A 17,092-nucleotide genomic window follows, 5' to 3' on the forward strand; every position below is an offset into this window, starting at 1 on the left:
ATTATTAACAAAAACTACTGTAAAAAATATTCAAGTACAATATATAAAAATGCTTCATAAAAAAAAAATTGCTTTACTTCTAGGTGATCCATCCGGTATAGGGCCCGAATTGGTCAGTAAACTATTGTCAGAAGAAATTACTAATAAAGCAAATATTATTGTTATAGGTGAAAAAACTATTTTTGAAGAAGGAAGTAAAATTTCAGGAAAATCACATAATTTAAAAGTTGTAGAAAGTTTTGATCAAATTAATTTTGAAAGTGGAGATAAATTTTTTCTAGATATTTCTAATGGTAAAAATCATAAATATAAATTATCTGAATGCTCAAAAGAATCAGGTGAGAGTGTTTTGGACGCTTTAAACTTAGCATTAGATTTAGCAAAAGAAAATAAAATTGATGCAATTAACTTTGGTCCTTTTAATAAGACAAGTTTAAAACTTGGAGGCAATAAATTTTCTGATGAACTTCATTTAATGGCTGAAAAATTAGAAGTAAAAAATTTTTTTTGTGAATTTAATGTTGTTGATAATTTTTGGACTGCTCGAGTTACTTCTCACATACCCATTAGCGAAGTTCCTTCACATATAAAAAAAGAAAAAATTATTAAACCCATTAAATTAATTAATGAAGCAATGAAACTAAATGGTGTAAAAAAGCCTAGAGTTGCTGTTCAAGCTCTTAATCCACATGCAGAATTCGGAACTGAAGAAAAAGACGAAATTATTCCAGCTATTGAGTTGGCTAAAAGTTTGGGTATTAATGCTGATGGCCCACTACCCTGTGATACTTCTTTTATTACTGCTTTTAAAAATAAAAAACATGATTGTATTGTTGGTATGTATCATGATGCGCTACAATCAGGACTAAAAGCATTTGGCTTTGATAGAGGTGTTACTGTTCAAGGTGGATTACCAGTTCCAATAACAACTCCAGCACATGGTACTGCCTTTGATATTGCTGGGAAAAATGAGGCTAATCTAGAACCTACTTTGAATTCATTTAAAATTGCATTAACAATGGCAGAAAATAAATCTAATGACTAAAATTAAAAATATCAAAACTACAGTTTATCAATGGAAAGGTAAAACTGTTCCTCCTCAAGAAAACTTTTGTACAAATGCTTCTGATGTTCTTTATGAAAAATCTGATGCAATGGGTTCTTTTAGATTTCATGAATGGTTGGTTTGTGAAATTGAAACAGATGATGGAATTATTGGAATTGGTAACGCAGCTTTAGCACCTCAAGTTACAAAAAAAACTATCGATGTGTATTTAAAGCCATTAGTTATTGGTGAAGACCCTTTTGACTATGCTTATATTTGGGAAAAGATGTATAGAAGAACTTTAGCTTGGGGGAGAAAAGGAGTTGGAATGACAGCAATTTCAGCAATTGATATTGCTATTTGGGATATTATTGGAAAAATAACAAAAAAACCTGTCTTCAAATTATTGGGTGGAAGAACAAAAGAAAAAATTCCTGTTTATGCATCTAAACTCTATAGCCAACCACTAAATGAACTTCAAAAAGAAGCTGAACTTTATAAAAGTCAAGGTTTCAATATGTATAAAATGAGATTTGGTTGGGGACCACAAGATGGTCCTGATGGAATGAAGAAAAATATTCAATTAGTTGAAGCTATCAGAGAAGTTATAGGTGAAGATGCAGATCTAATGCTTGAGTGTTATATGGGTTGGAATTTAGATTATTCTAAAAGAATGATACCCAAGTTAATGAAGTTTAATCCTAGATGGTTAGAAGAGCCAGTAATAGCTGATGACATTCATGGATATGCAGAGCTTAATAATATGAATATGATTCCTATTTCTGGAGGTGAACATGAGTTTAGCTTATTTGGCTTTAAACAATTATTAGATTTAAAAGCAATAAGTTATATTCAATATGACACTAATAGAGTTGGTGGAATAACTGCTGCTCAAAAAATTAATGCTTTAGCTGAAGCACATCAAGTTCCTGTTATTCCTCATGCAGGTCAGATGCATAACTATCATTTAACAATGGCAAATGTAAATTGTCCTATTTCAGAATACTTTCCAGTGCATGATGTTGAAATTGGTAATGAGTTATTTTATTATATCTTTGAAGGAGATCCTGCTCCTGTTAATGGGTTTATAGATTTAAAAGATGACTTGCCTGGATTAGGTCTGACACTTACCGATAAATATAAATCAGACTTTAAAATTATAGAATAATTAACCTTTGATACCCATGTGAGTGTATTTAACATTCAGATAATCCTTTATTGCGTTAGAACCTCCTTCTCTACCATAGCCCGTTTGTTTTATCCCACCAAATGGAGCTTCTGCAACTGCTACGACACCAGTATTAACACAGGCAATACCTGCTTCCATTAATTCAGATGCTCTATGAGCTTTGTCCATTGAATTGGTGCAAATATAACTACAAAGACCTAAATCATTGTCATTTGCTCTTTCAATAACCTCATCAAAAGATTTAAATGACAGCATTGGAACTAATGGCCCAAATGGTTCTTGTTTCATGATCGTAAAGTCATCTTTAACATCATCAAAAACAGTTGGCTCATAATAAAAACCTTTATTAAATCCTGCAGGTCTCTTACCTCCCAATAAAACTTTAGCTCCTTCTTGTTTCGTTTTTTCAACTAGCTCTTCAACTTCATTTAGTCTTTTTTGTGTTGTTAATGGTCCTAATTGTGTATTTGGATCCATACCATTACCAATCTTAAGTTTTTTAGTTTTTTCAATAAATAAACCAACGAACTCATCTTTTTTACTTTCCTGAATATAAAATCTGTTAGGTGAAATACAAACTTGCCCATTATTTCTAAATTTAGCAGCAATAGCTATGTCCGTTGCTTTATTTAAATCAGCATCATCAAATACAATAAAAGGAGAATGACCACTTAACTCCATTGTTACTCTTTGTAATTTATCTGCAGCTTGTTTTAAAATTATTTTACCAACTCTAGTTGAGCCTGTAACTGAGATTTTTTTAATAATATCAGATGAAATTAATTGTGACGCAATTGCAGGTGGATCACCTGACAAAAGATTAACTACACCAGCGGGTATTCCGCATTCCCTACAAATATCGACTAATTCCATAACCACACCTGGTGTAATTGTGTCTGGCTTGATAATTACTGAACAGCCCGCAGCTAATGCTGTAGAAATTTTTCTAGCAGCTAAAACAAGTGGAAAATTCCAAGGTGACAAAGCAGCCACCACTCCAATCGGTTGATAATAAACATGCACTCTCGTGTCTTCAAATCTACTTTCTACAATTTGTCCATAAATTCTTTTTGTCTCTTCAGCATTCCATTCAAAAATATCTGCAGCACCATTCGTTTCACCAACACCTTCAGCTAAAGGTTTTCCATTTTCTAAAGTCATCCATTTAGCAAGTACATCTTTTTTTTCTCTTACCATGTCAGCAATTTTTCTAAGCGTATAAGCTCTTTGCCATGGTGGAGTTTTTCTCCAAATAGCTAATCCCTTTTCTGCAGATTTTAATGCTCTATCCACATCAACAGGTGTTGCTTTTGAAGCGTGGCCTAAAACTTCTTCTGTTGCAGGATTGATAACTTCATAAGTTTCCTTGTTAGAAGAGGGCGACCAATTGCCATCGATAAATTGTCCAAATTTTTCGTACATAATTTGCTAAACCTTGAGTTGATTTTTAAAAAAATAAATTTTTAAATTTTTAACAAATATGATTAGATCTTACAAATTAATAAAGGAGAAAATTATGAAAAAATATATCGTAATGGGTAATTATACAGCAAAGGCCTTCCAAGGTTTTATGAAGGACCCTAAGCAAGATAGATCAACTGCAGTAAAAGCATTAACTGAAGCAGTAGGAGGGAAATTTGAATCTTTTTATATTACGAGAGGTCCTTATGATTTCGTTGCTGTCACTTCAGGAGATATGCCTTATGAAAATTTTGCTGGTATAAAATTAGCTGTGGAAGCAAGCGGAACAGTAGAGAATATGGTTATTCTTGAAGAGATGAATATGAATAAAGCTGCCGAGATTGCCGCTAAAGCTATGGCTGGCTACAAACCTGCTGGTTAATTATTTATGTTAACTTCCAGTGTAAAAAGCTGGAAGTTAGCTAATTTCAAATAAAGTTGGAAACATTTTTCCAGATAAATCATCACCATTTTTATAACCATTATCTTCCATAATAACTCTTTCTTCTCTGGCCCAATCTCCTCTATAAATAATTTTAGAATTTTCTTTTGCCATTCTTAGTGTGTATCTATGAATATCTTTTTTGGGTGTGACAGTATTTAATCCTCCATGTAGTGTTCTAATATCAAAATAAATACAGTCACCAACTTCCAAATCCCATTGTAGAAATTCATAATTATCTTTATTTTCTAATATGTTAGGAGTTAATTCATATTTTTTTCCATTAACAACACCAACCTTACCATCAACTTCATGGCCATCATTAAATCTTGTTCTTAAAAATAGCTTTTCCCATAAATGTGAACCTTTAACCCAAGCTATACCATCTTCTTTTTTAACTGACTCAAGCGGTAACCACAATACACACATAGATCCTTCAAAATCGAAATATGATATATCATGATGAAAAGGTGGTGATGACTTCGACCCAGCTTCCCTGAAAAACCAATTATCCATCACTAAGTTAATTTTTTGTGCTTCTAAAAGTTCTGCTGCAATTTTTGGAGTTGGTGAATTAAATATAAAATCTTTGAATTCTTCATGTAAATTCCAGGTCCAAAAATCCTCATAATATCCTGGTAATTTTTGATCTTTTGTATGATTTACAAATCTTGGACTAGGACTTTCTTTACCTTTTTTTATTCCTTTTTTTAACTTTTCAATCCATGCGCTATCAAATTTGCCTTTAATTAAGACTGCACCATCTTTTTTGAATAAATCTACTTCTGCCTTGGTAATAATTTTGCTCATATATTATTATTATAATATAATGTAATAAAATAAGATGAAAACATTAAGTGACACTTTTGGAAGAAAATTCCCCTACATAAGATTATCAATTACAGATGTATGTAATTACAGTTGTACCTATTGTTTACCACAAGGTTATAAAAAAACGCCTGGAGACACGAGAAGTTTTATGTCTGCTCAAGAAATATCTAGATTAGCAAAAGCATTATCTGAATTGGGTGTTTGTAAAATTAGATTAACTGGTGGAGAACCAACAGTTAGAAAAGACTTTTTTGATATCCTTAAAGATATGAAGCAAAATTCAAATATTCCTAAAGTAACAATGACGACTAACGGTTATCGTTTGGACAAAATTGCAGAACAGTTATGTGAAGCTGGTTTAGATGGTATAAATATCAGTATAGACAGTTTAAATAGAGAAACTTTTAAAAAACTAACAGGTCATGATAGACTTGATGAAATTTTAGAGGGCATAAAAACTTTACAAAAATTAAATTTCAAAAATATAAAAATTAATGCCGTTTTACTTAAAGGTATTAATGATAACCAGGAAGAGTTTAAAAAATTCGGAAATTTTATAAAAGATAAAAATATTGATTTTAGATTTATAGAATTGATGCAAACAGGTGATAATTTAGAGTATTTTAAAAAGAACCATGTTTCCTCTAAAATATTTAAAGATTTTTTAGAAAAAAATAACTGGATACCACAAACTTATGGAAAAGATGCAGGCCCTTCACTAAATTTTATACATCAAGAATTTAAAGGTAAATTTGGTTTAATTGCACCCTACTCTAAGGATTTTTGTCAAACATGTAACAGATTGCGAATTACCTCAAGAGGTGATTTGAGATTATGTTTGTTTGGTAATACTGGAATTAGTATTAGACATTTATTACAAGACGATACTCAAAAAGATGAGCTTGTAGATCTTATCATAAAACAATTACATCTTAAAAAAGAGTCACATTATTTAGAACTTGGAGATACTGGAATTACCCCAAATCTATCAAGTACTGGAGGATAAATGGAAAGCTTAAAAGTGATAAATCAGGAAAAATTAAAAGATTGGGCTAAGGAAATTTTTAAAAAAAACGCATTTAACATGATTGATGTTTCATCAAAAAAAGAAACATTTAGAAGAGCATTGGCCTCTGGTAAAATTTATGTAGGAAAAGAAGTTTTTAACCTAATTAAAAATAAAGAAATGCCTAAAGGTGATCCGATCACGTTAGCTGAGGTGTCAGCAGTCTTAGGAGTTAAAAAAACAAGTGAATTAATTCCACTATGTCACCCACTTCCAATAGATCATATAGCAACTAAAATTATCATGCATGATGAAGAGGCTTCATTAGAAGTTTTTTGTGTAGTGTCAGCTGTTGCAAAAACTGGTGTTGAGATGGAAGCTATTATGGGTGTTAATACTGCACTAATAACTATTTACGATCTAAGTAAAATTGTAAATCCACATCTTCGAATTGATAATGTTAAATTACTAATTAAAGAAGGTGGTAAAAGTGGATTATGGACTAACCCCGATGGTTTACCAGGATTTTTAAAAGATATTTTTTAATCATGAAAATTAAGCTTGAGCTATTTGGAGCAAGTAGAGATTTTAGTAATAAAGAATTCTTAGAATTTAACATAAAACAAAAGATGGAAATTAAAGATTTTAGGAAAGAAGTAATTAATTATTTAGATAAAAACTTTAAGGGTAATGAAAATTTTATTAAAATTGTAAAAAACTCTGTTTTTTGCTCAGAAGATAATAATATTGTTAGTGATGACTTTAAGATTATCAAAAATCAAAAAATTGGAATTATACCTCCAATAGGTGGGGGTTGATGCTACATAAAAAAATAATAGATATTAAAAAAGATAAAATAAAAACTTCTGAAGCGGAAGCTTTTATAAAATCTTCTTCATATGGTGCATCAATTATTTTTAATGGCACAGTCAGAAATATTAATGAAAATAAAGAAGTTGTTGGAATAACTTATGACAGTCATGACGAACTGGTATTAAAAAGTTTTGAGGAAATTTATAAAGAGGCTACTGAAAAACTAAAAATTTTGAATAAAGCAGTCTTTATAGAGCATATTAAAGGTTATGTAGGGCTTGGAGAAACTAGTATAATTATCGCAGTTGCTTGCAAACATAGGGATGAAGCTTATGTCCTTTCTAGATATATTATTGAAGAAATTAAAAAAAGATCTCCTATATGGAAAAAAGAACATTATAAAAATGAACAAAGTGAGTGGCTAAAAGGTAATCCTATTAAAAATGAAAAAATATAAAAATTCAGAAATTACACCTGAGCAAATATATAATAAAAGAAGAAAGTTTATTAGATCTATTGGTTTGGGTGTGGGTTCATTATCCTTAAGTAGTATACCGTTTTTAAACAATGCTTATTCACAAAATAAAGCTGAGCTAACTTCATATAAGGATATCACGACTTACAACAACTATTATGAGTTTGGAACTGGAAAAGGTGACCCTTTCAAAAATTCACAAGAATTTGTTAATAAACCATGGAGTGTCACTATTGAAGGCGAGGTAGATAATCCAATAACACTTTCAGCTGAAGAAATAATTTCTTTATTTCCTTCCGAAGAAAGAGTTTACAAACTTAGATGCGTTGAAGGGTGGTCTATGGTAATTCCTTGGATGGGATTTTCTTTAAGTAAATTACTTAATAAAGTGTCTATTAAAAATAGTGCAAAATTTGTTGAATTTGAAAGTATTTACGACCCTTTACAAATGAAAGGTCAAAAGTATCCAGTATTAAACTGGCCCTATAGAGAAGGATTAAGAATTGATGAAGCTATGCATCCTATAACAACAGTCGTTACTGGTCTTTATGGAAAATCTTTACCTAACCAAAATGGAGCTCCATTAAGAATTTTTGTTCCTTGGAAGTATGGTTTTAAAAGTGCAAAAGCAATTGTTAAAATAAAATTAGTTGAAAATATGCCTACATCATCTTGGATGAGATCGTCCCCAAGAGAATATGGGTTTTACTCAAATGTTAATCCTAACGTTTCACATCCTAGATGGTCACAAGCAACAGAACGTGTCATAGGTGAGGGCATTTTGTCTCCCAGAATTGAAACAGAAATGTTTAATGGGTATGGTGATGAAGTTGCAAATTTATACTCAGGTATGGATTTAAAGAAAAACTTTTAAATACATAAATTTTTTTTATAAAATATGCAGAAATATATAAAAATACCAATTTTCTTTATATCTTTACTGCCAATATTAATTATTTTTTATCAAATTATCTTTAATCAGTTAGGTCCTGAACCTGTAAAAGAAATTACACATGTAACTGGTAATTGGACGCTTCGTTTTATTATAATAACTCTTGCAATGACTCCTTTACAAAAGTTTACTAAATTAAATTTCTGGATTAGCTATAGAAGAATGTTTGGCTTGTTTGTATTTTTTTACGCATCAGCGCATATGATGACTTATGTAGGAATAGATTATCGTTTTGACTGGTCTAGTATTAGTGATGATATTATTAAAAAAAAATTTATATTTGCTGGATTTTTAGCTTGGCTTTTATTAGTGCCACTTGCTCTTACTTCATCTAAAAGAATGATAAGGTTGTTAAGAGATAAGTGGAAAAAACTACACAAGCTTATTTATATAATTTCTTTATTGGGAATTATTCACTACTTATGGTTAGTTAAAGTAGTTACAGTTGAACCCTTAATCTATCTTATTATTATTGTAATTTTACTTACGCTAAGAGTTAAAATGAAATTTAATTAATTAATTTTTTTTCAGGAACACAAATCTCTGATCTTGTTAAAAATCTTCTGCCAGTTCCATTGTCAAGTGAAAACATTCCACCCATTCCTTTAATACAATCAATAATTAAATCTGTATTTTTCCATGCTTCATGTTGGGTTTCGCTTATATAAAAAGGAACACCTCCAATTTTACCAATTAAAACATCATCATCGCTTATAAGAAATTCTTTAACTGGATAACACATCGGGGCACTACCATCACAACATCCACCAGATTGATGAAAAAGCAATTCTTTACCATGATCTTTCTTTAGATCTTCAATTAATTCTAACGCTAATGGTGTTGCTGAAACTTTCATAGTTATATGGCCTGTAGTTTAATACAGGCCATTATAATATATCTGTTAAAAGAAGCCTAATTTTTTCTCACTGTATGACACGTGTAAGTTTTTCACCTGTCTATAATGATCAAGCATCATTTTATGTGTTTCTCTACCAATTCCAGATTGTTTATAACCTCCAAAAGCAGCATGAGCTGGATAAGCATGGTAGCAGTTAGTCCAAACTCTTCCTGCTTGGATCCCTCTTCCCATTCTATAAGCAATATTTCCATTTCTAGTCCAAACACCTGCTCCTAAACCATAAAGAGTATCATTTGCAATTTCTAATGCATGCGCTTCATCTTTAAATTTAGTAACTGATACAACTGGACCAAAAATTTCTTCTTGGAAAACTCTCATAGAGTTATCACCTTCAAAAATAGTAGGTTGGATATAATTACCTTTTTCCAAACCACTGTTTAAGTTAGCAACCTCACCTCCACATAGAACTTTAGCACCCTCTTTCTTACCTAAATCTAAGTAAGATTTTATTTTCTCCATTTGCTCTAATGATACTTGAGCACCAATCATGGTTTCCATTTTTAAAGGGTTATCTTGTGTTACAGCTTTTGTTCTAGCGATAGCTCTTTCCATAAATTTATCATAGATAGATTCTTGAATCAAAGCTCTACTAGGACAAGTACAAACTTCTCCCTGATTAAGAGCAAACATTGTAAAACCCTCTAGACATTTATCAAAGAATTCATCATCTTGATCCATGACATCTTCAAAGAAAACATTTGGAGATTTTCCACCTAATTCTAAAGTTATTGGAATTAAGTTTTGAGCAGCATACTGCATAATCAAACGTCCAGTTGTTGTCTCACCCGTAAAAGCAATCTTTCTGATTCTTTTAGATGAAGCTAATGGCTTACCTGCTTCAAGACCAAAACCACTGACAACATTAAGGACTCCTGGAGGTAATAGATCTCCAATTAATTCCATTAATAGTAAGATTGATGCTGGTGTTTGTTCAGCTGGTTTTAAAACTACACAGTTTCCTGCAGCAAGTGCTGGTGCAAGTTTCCATGTTGCCATTAATAACGGGAAGTTCCAAGGTATAATTTGTGCAACTACACCAAGTGGCTCAGGTATATGATAAGAATACTCACTGTTACTTATCTCTGAAACAGAACCTTCTTCTGCTCTTATGGCTCCAGCAAAATATCTCCAATGATCAACAACTAATGGTAAATCAGCTGCCATACATTCTCTGATTGGCTTTCCATTATCTAGACATTCAGCAGTAGCTAAAAGCTCAAGGTTTTTTTCAATAACATCAGCTATTTTAAGCAGAATGTTAGATCTTTCAGTTATTGATGTAATTCCCCAAGTAGGAAAAGCAGCATGTGCAGCATCCAAAGCAGCTTCAACATCTTTTGCATCTGACCTTGGAACAGAACATATAACTTCATTATTGATTGGACTTACGTTGTCAAAATATTTTCCCGATTTTGGTTCAACGAATTTTCCTCCTATAAAATTTCCATATTGTTCTTTAAATGGAAATTTAACTTTTAAGTGAGACGTATCTAGTAACGGAGATCGTCCACCTTTTACTGTTTCTGTGCTCATTTTTATCCTCTCTCTCTTATTTTTATTCTTTAGCTTATTTTTTTTTAATGGCTTACGTAACTTCTTTTTAGTCACACTCTTTTTCTTTTTGACTTTTTTAATATTTTTAGGTGATCGCTTGACCAAGTTTTTCTTAATTTTTTTTTTGGCCTTACGTTTAGATTTTTTGGCTGTTTTTTTCTTTTTAGTAGCCATTACTAAATTAAACAAAAAATTATATTAATATCCATTGATTATATTATTAATTTTCTACTTTAGATTGAATGTAACCTACATCTTGTGCTTAGTTGAAATGTGTCTAATATTTTAATTATGACTGAAGATAAAAAACAAGAATTACAATCAGCTACTTTTGAAAGACTGCTTAAACATTTAGATGAGCGAAAAGATGTTCAAAATATAGATATTATGAACCTTGCTGGTTTTTGTAGAAACTGTTTATCAAAATGGTATCGAGAAGAAGCAGAGAAAAAAGGTATTGAAATTTCAGACCTTGATGCACGCGAACATGTCTATGGAATGCCTTATCCAGAGTGGAAAAAAAAATATCAAAAATAATTATTTTTCTTTAAGTCTCGGAAACAGCTCTACAAAGTTACAAGGTTTATGATTTATATCTAGCTGATGTTTTAAAATTCCGTCCCAAGCATCCGTAACACCACCAGAAGATCCCGGTAGAGCAAACACATACTTACCATTAGCTAGCACAGCACACGCTCTAGACTGAATAGCAGAAGTGCCAACTGTCTTTAAACTAATTGTTCTAAACACCTCTCCAAAACCTGGGATATGCTTATCAGCAATTTCATTCACTGCCTCCGGTGTGATATCTCGACCTGTAAGTCCTGTTCCACCTGTTGTAATTACAACGTCTATCTTAGATTGATTAATCCAATCTTTAAGGATTATAATAATGTCTTCTTTGTTATCTTTGCAAATTTTTCTATCTATTAATTTATGTTTGGCATCCTCTATTTTTTTTACTAAGATCGCACCTGACTTATCATTCTCAAAAGTTCTAGTGTCCGTAACAGTTAAAAGTGCTATATTTACAATCATAAATTTAAAATAATTACTGTGATTATATTATCATTTTTATTTCTTCTAACAGCAACTTTATACTCAAGTGTTGGATTTGGGGGTGGCTCTACTTATCTAGCTCTTCTATTAATCTGGGATGTTCCTTACTTAATCTTTCCTGTAATTGCCCTCTTTTGTAATATTATTGTCGTATCAGGAAATTGTATTAACTATATTAAAGCTGGGAATATCAATCTTAAGATACTTACCCCATACTTAATATCATCTGTTCCACTTGCATTCATAGGTGGATCATTATCAGTAGATAAAGAAGTTTTTGAAATTTTACTTTTTGTCGTCTTGACACTAGCAGGAGCTCTGCTTCTTCTGAAATTTCAATCTTTTGATCAAAAAATTGAAGTTTATAAAAAGATACCAATAATATTATCATTATTGATTGGTGCATCTATTGGATTTGTATCTGGTGTGATTGGTATTGGTGGTGGTATATTTTTAAGTCCAATACTATTATTGGTCAGAGTTGATAGCGCTAAGAACATTGCAACAGCAGCATCTCTTTTTATATTAATCAATTCTATGTCAGGACTTGCTGGTCAATTCACAAAATCTTCTGTAATAAATGAAATTTATAGCTATTGGCCATTATTTCTTTTAGTTTTATTGGGAGGTCAATTAGGAAACTATTTAAATCTTAAAATTTTTCCTGCAAGAATGTTGGCTTTAGTAACATCGGCACTTGTCATATTTGTCGCTATTCGAATGGGACTGAAGTTGTTTGCATAACACAAGTATTAAATTATTATATATAAAATATGAAAACATTCAGAGCTTTTGGACCAACTATAGGAAAAACAAAGTTATCCAAAAAAATTATTACTATATTAAATAATCACATTGATAAGTCTCAATTATCAAAAAAAAATGATTATAGCTCTAAACTAGCAAGTCAAATTAAGAATGAAATCAAGATACCCAAAGCAATAGTTAATAAAAGTTTATCTAAAGAGTTAATAAAAAATATCAAAAATTATCTTAATAAGTCTGATGTAAAAAAAATTAAAGAAATCAAAATAATTAATCTATGGGTAGTTAGACAATTAAAAAATGAATATAATCCTATTCATTATCATGAGGGACAATTGTCAGGAGTTGGCTATCTTAGAATCCCAAAAGATATGAATCAAAATAAACTTGTTAAAAATAAAAAGTTTAAAACTAATGGAACTATTGATTTTATTAATGGGCAAACTAACTTTTTGAGTAAAAGTATCTATAATTTGAACCCTAAACTAGGAGATCTATTGATTTTTCCCAATTATTTAATGCATACTGCTTATCCTTTTAATGTTGATGGTGAGAGAAGATCTTTCTCTTTTAATGCTAAAATATTATTCAAAAAATAATTGCTAATCAGTCAATTAGATATATAAATACTTTAACCGATTTGATCCATATTGCAGGTACTAACTGCTAAAAAGGAAATCATTAAATTAATTGGTAAGGGTAGTTGGACTATATTGTGCACCTGGCATAAAGCTAAAGCGCTAAAAAGGTAAGGAGCAAAGATGGATATAAATTTTTTCAAAGAAACAAGAATTCTAGATGGTGGAATGGGTCAAGAGTTATTAGCGAGAGGTGTGGAAACATATGGTACTCTCTGGAGTGCTAATGCATTATTGCAGGAAAAATATCATCAGCTTTTGCTTGATACACACTTAGATTTTATAAATTCTGGTGCTGAAATTATTGTGACAACAACATTTACTACAAGAAGAATGAGATTAAGAGATAATGGTGTTGAAGATAAATTTGAGTATTTAAATACTAAAGCTGGTGAAATAGCCAAAAAAGCAAAAGATTTAAACCCTCATGTTTTAGTTGCTGGTGGACTACCTCCTCAATATTTAACTTATGAGGCAGACACAAGATCTGATAGAGAAATTAAAGAAAATTTCTACGATCAAGCAAAATTGCTTGATCCTTTTATAGATTTTTTTTATTTTGACGTATTAAGCAGTGTACGAGAGTTTAAATTGGCGATCGAAGCCATAGAAAGCTTTAATAAACCTTATCTTATTGGAGCTCATATCTCAGAGGGTGTGAAATTGCCAAGTGGTGAAAATATTTCTAAAATTATCACAACTATAGATCACAAAAATTTACTTGGGATAATACTTTCTTGTGTATCACCAGAAAATTATGAAAAAAATCTTAACGAAATAAAAAGTTTAGGTGTTCCTTTTGGCTTTAAACTCAATGGGTTTATCACAACAAAACCTACGGCAGGTTACACAAATACTTTTAATAAAAGTAAAACAGGAAACCCTAATGAATTTCTGGGTCACAGAGAAGATCTAGTGCCAGAAAAGATGGCTTTATTTGTAAAAAAATTTAAAGAAGCTGGGGCCACTATTTTAGGAGGTTGCTGTGAAACCAGACCAGCACACATTAAGGAGATAGCTAAACTTAAGTAATTTTTTTATTTCCTGCTTTTTTTACAAAATAAAGTCCAACTAGAACTGCTAACAATGAAGTTAAAACTTTATCAGTAATTAATTCGTCTAAAAATATATAACTTAAAATAATTCCAAAAATAGGTATTAAGTAAGAAACCTGAGACTGAAATATTAGTCCATTGTTCTTTAAAATTCTAAATCTAAGAAGCCAAGCTAAACCTGTTGATACTAAACCAAGATAAACTACAGAAATACTTGACTCTATTGAGGGTGTAGTTTCCCAAGGTTTTTCTATAAAAGAAACTAATGGTATCAAAATTATTATAGCCCAGATTAATATTGATCCTGTTACGTTTTCATTTTTTTTATCACTGATTTTAAGAGTTAAAACTCCACCTATTACATAACAAGTTGAGCCAAGTAAAATCATTAATGCCGAAAAAAAATTATTATCATTAATTAAAAAATTGTCTGAAAATAGATAAACAATTCCTGAAAAACCAATTAATATTCCAAATGTTTTAATAAAGTCAAATTTTTCATTTTTAGTAAAAAAATGTCCTAATACAGTTGAGCTTAATGGTGTAGTTGACATCAATATTGCTGCTAAATTACTTTGAACTGATTTTACACCATAGGCGATTAAAAAAAATGGCAGTACTAAATTTACAAATCCAATTATAGCAAACCAATACCAATCTTTAGAAAAAGCTTCTATTTTAATTTTTTTGTAAAAACATAATAATAGTACTGGAATTGAGCCAAAAAAAACTCTCAAGAATGCAATCGTGATTGGTCCAAAAGACTCTGTTGCAATTTTTATATTAAAAAAAGCTGACGCCCATATTAAAGCTAAAATTATTAATAAAGTATAATCAATTAATTTAGGCTGTCTCATTCAATTATATTTTTAACTTTCCCATTTGTAATTTTTTGAATATTAATAAAGTTTATTTTAAATACACAGTTTGGATGTCCAGCTGCTGCAAAAAGCTGATTAAACCTTTCTAAGGATTTGTCTATTAAAATCTCAATCTTGTTTAAATGACCAATGGGTGAAACACCACCAATTGTGTATCCAGTTTGGGTTTTAACTTCTTCTGGTGATGCCATTAAAATATCTTTTTTATCTTTCAGCTTTTTAAGTTTATTTAATGAACACCTCTTATCTCCTGCTACTAAACATAAAATAAAATCATCCCCAGTCCTAAAAAGTAAGCTTTTGACAATCGCACCTACATTACAATCTAAAGCTTTAGCAGCGTCTTGTGCTGTTCTTGCTGAATTTTCTAAAATGATAACCTCTAAGGATTTATCAAAATCCTTTAAAAACCTTTCTGCTCTTTTAACAGGCTCTTTATCTAATAAGCTCATATTGCAACTAATAATTGATTGATAATTTAACAAATAATGTTGTAATTCATATGTAAAAAACGCATAGGTGATATTTATTATTCAAGCAATATTATCAAGAAAATATTTGTTATCTATTGATTACAAAATTTAAAAAAGGGAGAAACTATGACTGCTGCTAACGTTTTAAAATTCATGAAGGAAAAAGAAGTTGAATTTGTTGACTTAAGATTTTCTGACCCAAGAGGGAAACTTCAACACTTAACAATGGATCATACTATTGTTGACGAGGAAATGTTAAATGAAGGCGTGTTTTTTGATGGCTCATCTATTGCTGGTTGGAAAGCAATTAACGAATCTGACATGATTTTGAAGCCAGATACTTCAAGACTTGTTATGGATCCTTTTACCTCACACAACACATTAATTCTTTTTTGTGATATTTTAGATGCTGTTAAAAGATCTCCTTATGAAAGAGACCCAAGAGGAACAGCTAAAAAGGCAGAAGAATATTTAAAAAAATCAGGCGTTGGTGACAAAGCTTTTTTTGGTCCTGAACCTGAATTTTTTGTATTTGATGATGTAAGAATTAATAATGATCCTAATAACACTGGTTTTAAAATAGATAGCAAAGAAGGTCCTTATAATTCTGGAACAGAGTATGCAAATGGAAATATGGGTCATAGACCTCCAGTAAAAGGTGGTTATTTTCCAGTACCTCCAGTTGATAGTGAACAAGACATGAGAGGTGAATACTTAAAAAGTTTAAAAGAAGTAGGTATCAAAGTTGAAAAACATCACCACGAAGTAGCACCGAGTCAGCATGAACTAGGTATGTACTTTGGAACACTTGTTGATCAAGCTGATAATGTTCAGTTGTACAAGTATGTTGTTCAAATGGTTACTCACTCTTTTGGAAAGACTGCAACCTTTATGCCTAAACCAATTGCTGGTGATAACGGTTCTGGAATGCATATTCACCAATCAATCTGGAAAAATGATAAGCCAGTTTTTTCAGGCGATAAATATGCAGGTTTATCAGAGACAGCACTTCATTACATTGGTGGTATTTTAAAACATGCAAAAGCAATTAATGCTTTTTCAAATGCTACAACAAATAGTTATAAAAGATTAATTCCTGGTTTTGAAGCACCTGTGCTACTTGCTTACTCTGCAAGAAATAGATCTGCTTCTTGTCGTATACCAATTTCATTAAGTAAAAATGGTGCAAGATGTGAAATAAGATTTCCTGACGCTTCAGGAAACCCTTATCTAACTTTTGCTGCTATGCTTATGGCTGGTTTAGATGGAATTAAGAATAAAATACATCCTGGTGAATCTTTTGATAAAGATCTTTATGATTTACCCCCTGAAGAAGTTAAAAATATTCCAACTGTTTGTGGTTCTCTAAGAGAAGCCATGGAAAGCTTGGATAAAGATAGAGAGTTTTTAACTGAAGGTGGTGTTTTTACTGACGATCAAATAGATGCTTACATCGCATTAAAATTTGAAGAGATACATAGATTTGAACATGCACCTCATCCTGTAGAGTTTGAGATGTATTACAGCAGCTAAG

21 protein-coding genes and 1 riboswitch are annotated in these 17,092 nt (G+C 31.0%); of the genes, 14 read left to right on the forward strand and 7 right to left on the reverse strand.

Annotated elements, in window-relative coordinates:
* Positions 1 to 49 precede the first annotated feature (49 nt).
* Together E5R92_RS02255 and E5R92_RS02260 are read left to right on the forward strand one after the other, a co-directional pair.
* Positions 50 to 1,045, forward strand: coding sequence for a 4-hydroxythreonine-4-phosphate dehydrogenase PdxA (locus E5R92_RS02255; RefSeq protein ID WP_168606491.1), 996 nt, complete (start codon positions 50 to 52; stop codon positions 1,043 to 1,045).
* Positions 1,038 to 2,213 carry an L-rhamnonate dehydratase gene (locus tag E5R92_RS02260; RefSeq protein ID WP_168606492.1) on the forward strand — a complete coding sequence of 392 codons (1,176 nt, stop codon included), beginning with the start codon at positions 1,038 to 1,040 and terminating at the stop codon, positions 2,211 to 2,213. The genes E5R92_RS02255 and E5R92_RS02260 overlap by 8 nt, the downstream gene beginning before the upstream one ends.
* Here E5R92_RS02260 and E5R92_RS02265 read toward each other — a convergent pair whose 3' ends face one another.
* Positions 2,214 to 3,656 carry an NAD-dependent succinate-semialdehyde dehydrogenase gene (locus tag E5R92_RS02265; protein ID WP_168606493.1) on the reverse strand — a complete coding sequence of 481 codons (1,443 nt, stop codon included), beginning with the start codon at positions 3,654 to 3,656 and terminating at the stop codon, positions 2,214 to 2,216. It abuts the gene before it with no gap.
* A 94-nt stretch (positions 3,657 to 3,750) separates the two neighbouring features.
* Between E5R92_RS02265 and E5R92_RS02270 the strand changes: the two genes are divergently transcribed.
* The gene (locus E5R92_RS02270) at positions 3,751 to 4,077 is read left to right on the forward strand and encodes a GYD domain-containing protein (protein ID WP_011281928.1); all 327 of its coding nucleotides are present in this window, start codon (positions 3,751 to 3,753) and stop codon (positions 4,075 to 4,077) included.
* A gap of 36 nt (positions 4,078 to 4,113) precedes the next feature.
* Here the strand turns inward: E5R92_RS02270 and E5R92_RS02275 are convergent, their stop codons facing one another.
* The gene (locus E5R92_RS02275; RefSeq protein ID WP_168606494.1) at positions 4,114 to 4,947 is read right to left on the reverse strand and encodes a phytanoyl-CoA dioxygenase family protein; all 834 of its coding nucleotides are present in this window, start codon (positions 4,945 to 4,947) and stop codon (positions 4,114 to 4,116) included.
* A gap of 34 nt (positions 4,948 to 4,981) precedes the next feature.
* Here E5R92_RS02275 and moaA point away from each other — a divergent pair, with 34 nt between their 5' ends.
* From moaA to E5R92_RS02305, 6 genes are read left to right on the forward strand one after another with little or no spacing between them, the layout of a single operon-like run.
* Positions 4,982 to 5,974: a GTP 3',8-cyclase MoaA gene (gene moaA / locus E5R92_RS02280; protein WP_168606495.1), complete on the forward strand. Its 993-nt coding sequence runs from the start codon at positions 4,982 to 4,984 to the stop codon at positions 5,972 to 5,974.
* Positions 5,975 to 6,520: a cyclic pyranopterin monophosphate synthase MoaC gene (gene moaC, locus E5R92_RS02285; RefSeq protein ID WP_168606496.1), complete on the forward strand. Its 546-nt coding sequence runs from the start codon at positions 5,975 to 5,977 to the stop codon at positions 6,518 to 6,520. It abuts the gene before it with no gap.
* A 2-nt stretch (positions 6,521 to 6,522) separates the two neighbouring features.
* Positions 6,523 to 6,792, forward strand: coding sequence for a molybdopterin biosynthesis protein MoeD (locus E5R92_RS02290; protein ID WP_168606497.1), 270 nt, complete (start codon positions 6,523 to 6,525; stop codon positions 6,790 to 6,792).
* Positions 6,792 to 7,244, forward strand: coding sequence for a molybdopterin synthase catalytic subunit (locus E5R92_RS02295; protein ID WP_168606498.1), 453 nt, complete (start codon positions 6,792 to 6,794; stop codon positions 7,242 to 7,244). The genes E5R92_RS02290 and E5R92_RS02295 overlap by 1 nt, the downstream gene beginning before the upstream one ends.
* Positions 7,231 to 8,136, forward strand: coding sequence for a protein-methionine-sulfoxide reductase catalytic subunit MsrP (gene msrP / locus E5R92_RS02300; RefSeq protein ID WP_168606499.1), 906 nt, complete (start codon positions 7,231 to 7,233; stop codon positions 8,134 to 8,136). Before E5R92_RS02295 ends, msrP begins: the two co-directional genes overlap by 14 nt.
* A gap of 24 nt (positions 8,137 to 8,160) precedes the next feature.
* Positions 8,161 to 8,730 carry a protein-methionine-sulfoxide reductase heme-binding subunit MsrQ gene (locus tag E5R92_RS02305; RefSeq protein ID WP_168606500.1) on the forward strand — a complete coding sequence of 190 codons (570 nt, stop codon included), beginning with the start codon at positions 8,161 to 8,163 and terminating at the stop codon, positions 8,728 to 8,730.
* Here E5R92_RS02305 and E5R92_RS02310 read toward each other — a convergent pair.
* Together E5R92_RS02310 and E5R92_RS02315 are read right to left on the reverse strand one after the other, a co-directional pair.
* A complete protein-coding gene (locus E5R92_RS02310) occupies positions 8,723 to 9,070 on the reverse strand; it encodes a DUF779 domain-containing protein (RefSeq protein WP_168606501.1) in 348 nt (115 codons plus the stop codon). The genes E5R92_RS02305 and E5R92_RS02310 overlap by 8 nt on opposite strands.
* 45 nt (positions 9,071 to 9,115) lie before the next feature.
* Positions 9,116 to 10,666 (reverse strand): aldehyde dehydrogenase family protein, encoded by a 1,551-nt coding sequence (locus E5R92_RS02315; protein WP_283240240.1) that lies wholly within the window; start codon positions 10,664 to 10,666, stop codon positions 9,116 to 9,118.
* 312 nt (positions 10,667 to 10,978) lie between these two features.
* Between E5R92_RS02315 and E5R92_RS02320 the strand changes: the two genes are divergently transcribed.
* Complete coding sequence (locus tag E5R92_RS02320) at positions 10,979 to 11,224, forward strand: DUF1244 domain-containing protein (RefSeq protein WP_168606503.1); 246 nt, start codon at positions 10,979 to 10,981, stop codon at positions 11,222 to 11,224.
* On the opposite strand, the gene E5R92_RS02325 is transcribed toward E5R92_RS02320, so the two are convergent.
* Positions 11,225 to 11,725, reverse strand: coding sequence for a molybdenum cofactor synthesis domain-containing protein (locus E5R92_RS02325; RefSeq protein ID WP_168606504.1), 501 nt, complete (start codon positions 11,723 to 11,725; stop codon positions 11,225 to 11,227).
* Between the two features lie 18 nt (positions 11,726 to 11,743).
* Here E5R92_RS02325 and E5R92_RS02330 point away from each other — a divergent pair, with 18 nt between their 5' ends.
* From E5R92_RS02330 to E5R92_RS02340, 3 genes are all read left to right on the forward strand, one after another.
* The gene (locus E5R92_RS02330) at positions 11,744 to 12,490 is read left to right on the forward strand and encodes a sulfite exporter TauE/SafE family protein (protein ID WP_168606505.1); all 747 of its coding nucleotides are present in this window, start codon (positions 11,744 to 11,746) and stop codon (positions 12,488 to 12,490) included.
* A gap of 29 nt (positions 12,491 to 12,519) precedes the next feature.
* Complete coding sequence (locus E5R92_RS02335; RefSeq protein WP_168606506.1) at positions 12,520 to 13,110, forward strand: 2OG-Fe(II) oxygenase family protein; 591 nt, start codon at positions 12,520 to 12,522, stop codon at positions 13,108 to 13,110.
* A gap of 89 nt (positions 13,111 to 13,199) precedes the next feature.
* A riboswitch (SAM riboswitch) is annotated at positions 13,200 to 13,263 on the forward strand.
* Positions 13,264 to 13,272: 9 nt separating this feature from the next.
* Positions 13,273 to 14,181 carry a homocysteine S-methyltransferase family protein gene (locus E5R92_RS02340; RefSeq protein ID WP_168606507.1) on the forward strand — a complete coding sequence of 303 codons (909 nt, stop codon included), beginning with the start codon at positions 13,273 to 13,275 and terminating at the stop codon, positions 14,179 to 14,181.
* On the opposite strand, the gene E5R92_RS02345 is transcribed toward E5R92_RS02340, so the two are convergent.
* Complete coding sequence (locus E5R92_RS02345) at positions 14,174 to 15,061, reverse strand: DMT family transporter (RefSeq protein WP_168606508.1); 888 nt, start codon at positions 15,059 to 15,061, stop codon at positions 14,174 to 14,176. The two genes, E5R92_RS02340 and E5R92_RS02345, sit on opposite strands and share 8 nt — an antisense overlap.
* Positions 15,058 to 15,537, reverse strand: a complete 480-nt coding sequence (locus E5R92_RS02350) for a YbaK/EbsC family protein (RefSeq protein ID WP_168606509.1) — start codon at positions 15,535 to 15,537, stop codon at positions 15,058 to 15,060. Before E5R92_RS02350 ends, E5R92_RS02345 begins: the two co-directional genes overlap by 4 nt.
* 147 nt (positions 15,538 to 15,684) lie before the next feature.
* Between E5R92_RS02350 and glnA the strand changes: the two genes are divergently transcribed.
* Positions 15,685 to 17,091: a type I glutamate--ammonia ligase gene (gene glnA / locus E5R92_RS02355; protein ID WP_168606510.1), complete on the forward strand. Its 1,407-nt coding sequence runs from the start codon at positions 15,685 to 15,687 to the stop codon at positions 17,089 to 17,091.
* Position 17,092 lies beyond the last annotated feature (1 nt).

It is taken from the genome of Candidatus Pelagibacter giovannonii, assembly GCF_012276695.1.
GTDB classification, from domain to species: domain Bacteria; phylum Pseudomonadota; class Alphaproteobacteria; order Pelagibacterales; family Pelagibacteraceae; genus Pelagibacter; species Pelagibacter giovannonii.

Excerpts from the sequence above, each read along its gene's own strand:
- E5R92_RS02290 (WP_168606497.1), top strand. The coding sequence starts at position 6,523 with ATGAAAATTAAGCTTGAGCTATTTGGAGCAAGTAGAGATTTTAGTAAT.
- E5R92_RS02340 (WP_168606507.1), top strand. The coding sequence starts at position 13,273 with ATGGATATAAATTTTTTCAAAGAAACAAGAATTCTAGATGGTGGAATG.
- E5R92_RS02345 (WP_168606508.1), bottom strand. The coding sequence starts at position 15,061 with ATGAGACAGCCTAAATTAATTGATTATACTTTATTAATAATTTTAGCT.
- E5R92_RS02335 (WP_168606506.1), top strand. The coding sequence starts at position 12,520 with ATGAAAACATTCAGAGCTTTTGGACCAACTATAGGAAAAACAAAGTTA.
- E5R92_RS02255 (WP_168606491.1), top strand. The coding sequence starts at position 50 with ATGCTTCATAAAAAAAAAATTGCTTTACTTCTAGGTGATCCATCCGGT.
- E5R92_RS02295 (WP_168606498.1), top strand. The coding sequence starts at position 6,792 with ATGCTACATAAAAAAATAATAGATATTAAAAAAGATAAAATAAAAACT.
- E5R92_RS02275 (WP_168606494.1), bottom strand. The coding sequence starts at position 4,947 with ATGAGCAAAATTATTACCAAGGCAGAAGTAGATTTATTCAAAAAAGAT.
- E5R92_RS02320 (WP_168606503.1), top strand. The coding sequence starts at position 10,979 with ATGACTGAAGATAAAAAACAAGAATTACAATCAGCTACTTTTGAAAGA.
- E5R92_RS02270 (WP_011281928.1), top strand. The coding sequence starts at position 3,751 with ATGAAAAAATATATCGTAATGGGTAATTATACAGCAAAGGCCTTCCAA.
- glnA (WP_168606510.1), top strand. The coding sequence starts at position 15,685 with ATGACTGCTGCTAACGTTTTAAAATTCATGAAGGAAAAAGAAGTTGAA.
- moaC (WP_168606496.1), top strand. The coding sequence starts at position 5,975 with ATGGAAAGCTTAAAAGTGATAAATCAGGAAAAATTAAAAGATTGGGCT.
- E5R92_RS02310 (WP_168606501.1), bottom strand. The coding sequence starts at position 9,070 with ATGAAAGTTTCAGCAACACCATTAGCGTTAGAATTAATTGAAGATCTA.
- msrP (WP_168606499.1), top strand. The coding sequence starts at position 7,231 with ATGAAAAAATATAAAAATTCAGAAATTACACCTGAGCAAATATATAAT.
- moaA (WP_168606495.1), top strand. The coding sequence starts at position 4,982 with ATGAAAACATTAAGTGACACTTTTGGAAGAAAATTCCCCTACATAAGA.
- E5R92_RS02265 (WP_168606493.1), bottom strand. The coding sequence starts at position 3,656 with ATGTACGAAAAATTTGGACAATTTATCGATGGCAATTGGTCGCCCTCT.
- E5R92_RS02260 (WP_168606492.1), top strand. The coding sequence starts at position 1,038 with ATGACTAAAATTAAAAATATCAAAACTACAGTTTATCAATGGAAAGGT.
- E5R92_RS02315 (WP_283240240.1), bottom strand. The coding sequence starts at position 10,666 with ATGAGCACAGAAACAGTAAAAGGTGGACGATCTCCGTTACTAGATACG.
- E5R92_RS02325 (WP_168606504.1), bottom strand. The coding sequence starts at position 11,725 with ATGATTGTAAATATAGCACTTTTAACTGTTACGGACACTAGAACTTTT.
- E5R92_RS02305 (WP_168606500.1), top strand. The coding sequence starts at position 8,161 with ATGCAGAAATATATAAAAATACCAATTTTCTTTATATCTTTACTGCCA.
- E5R92_RS02350 (WP_168606509.1), bottom strand. The coding sequence starts at position 15,537 with ATGAGCTTATTAGATAAAGAGCCTGTTAAAAGAGCAGAAAGGTTTTTA.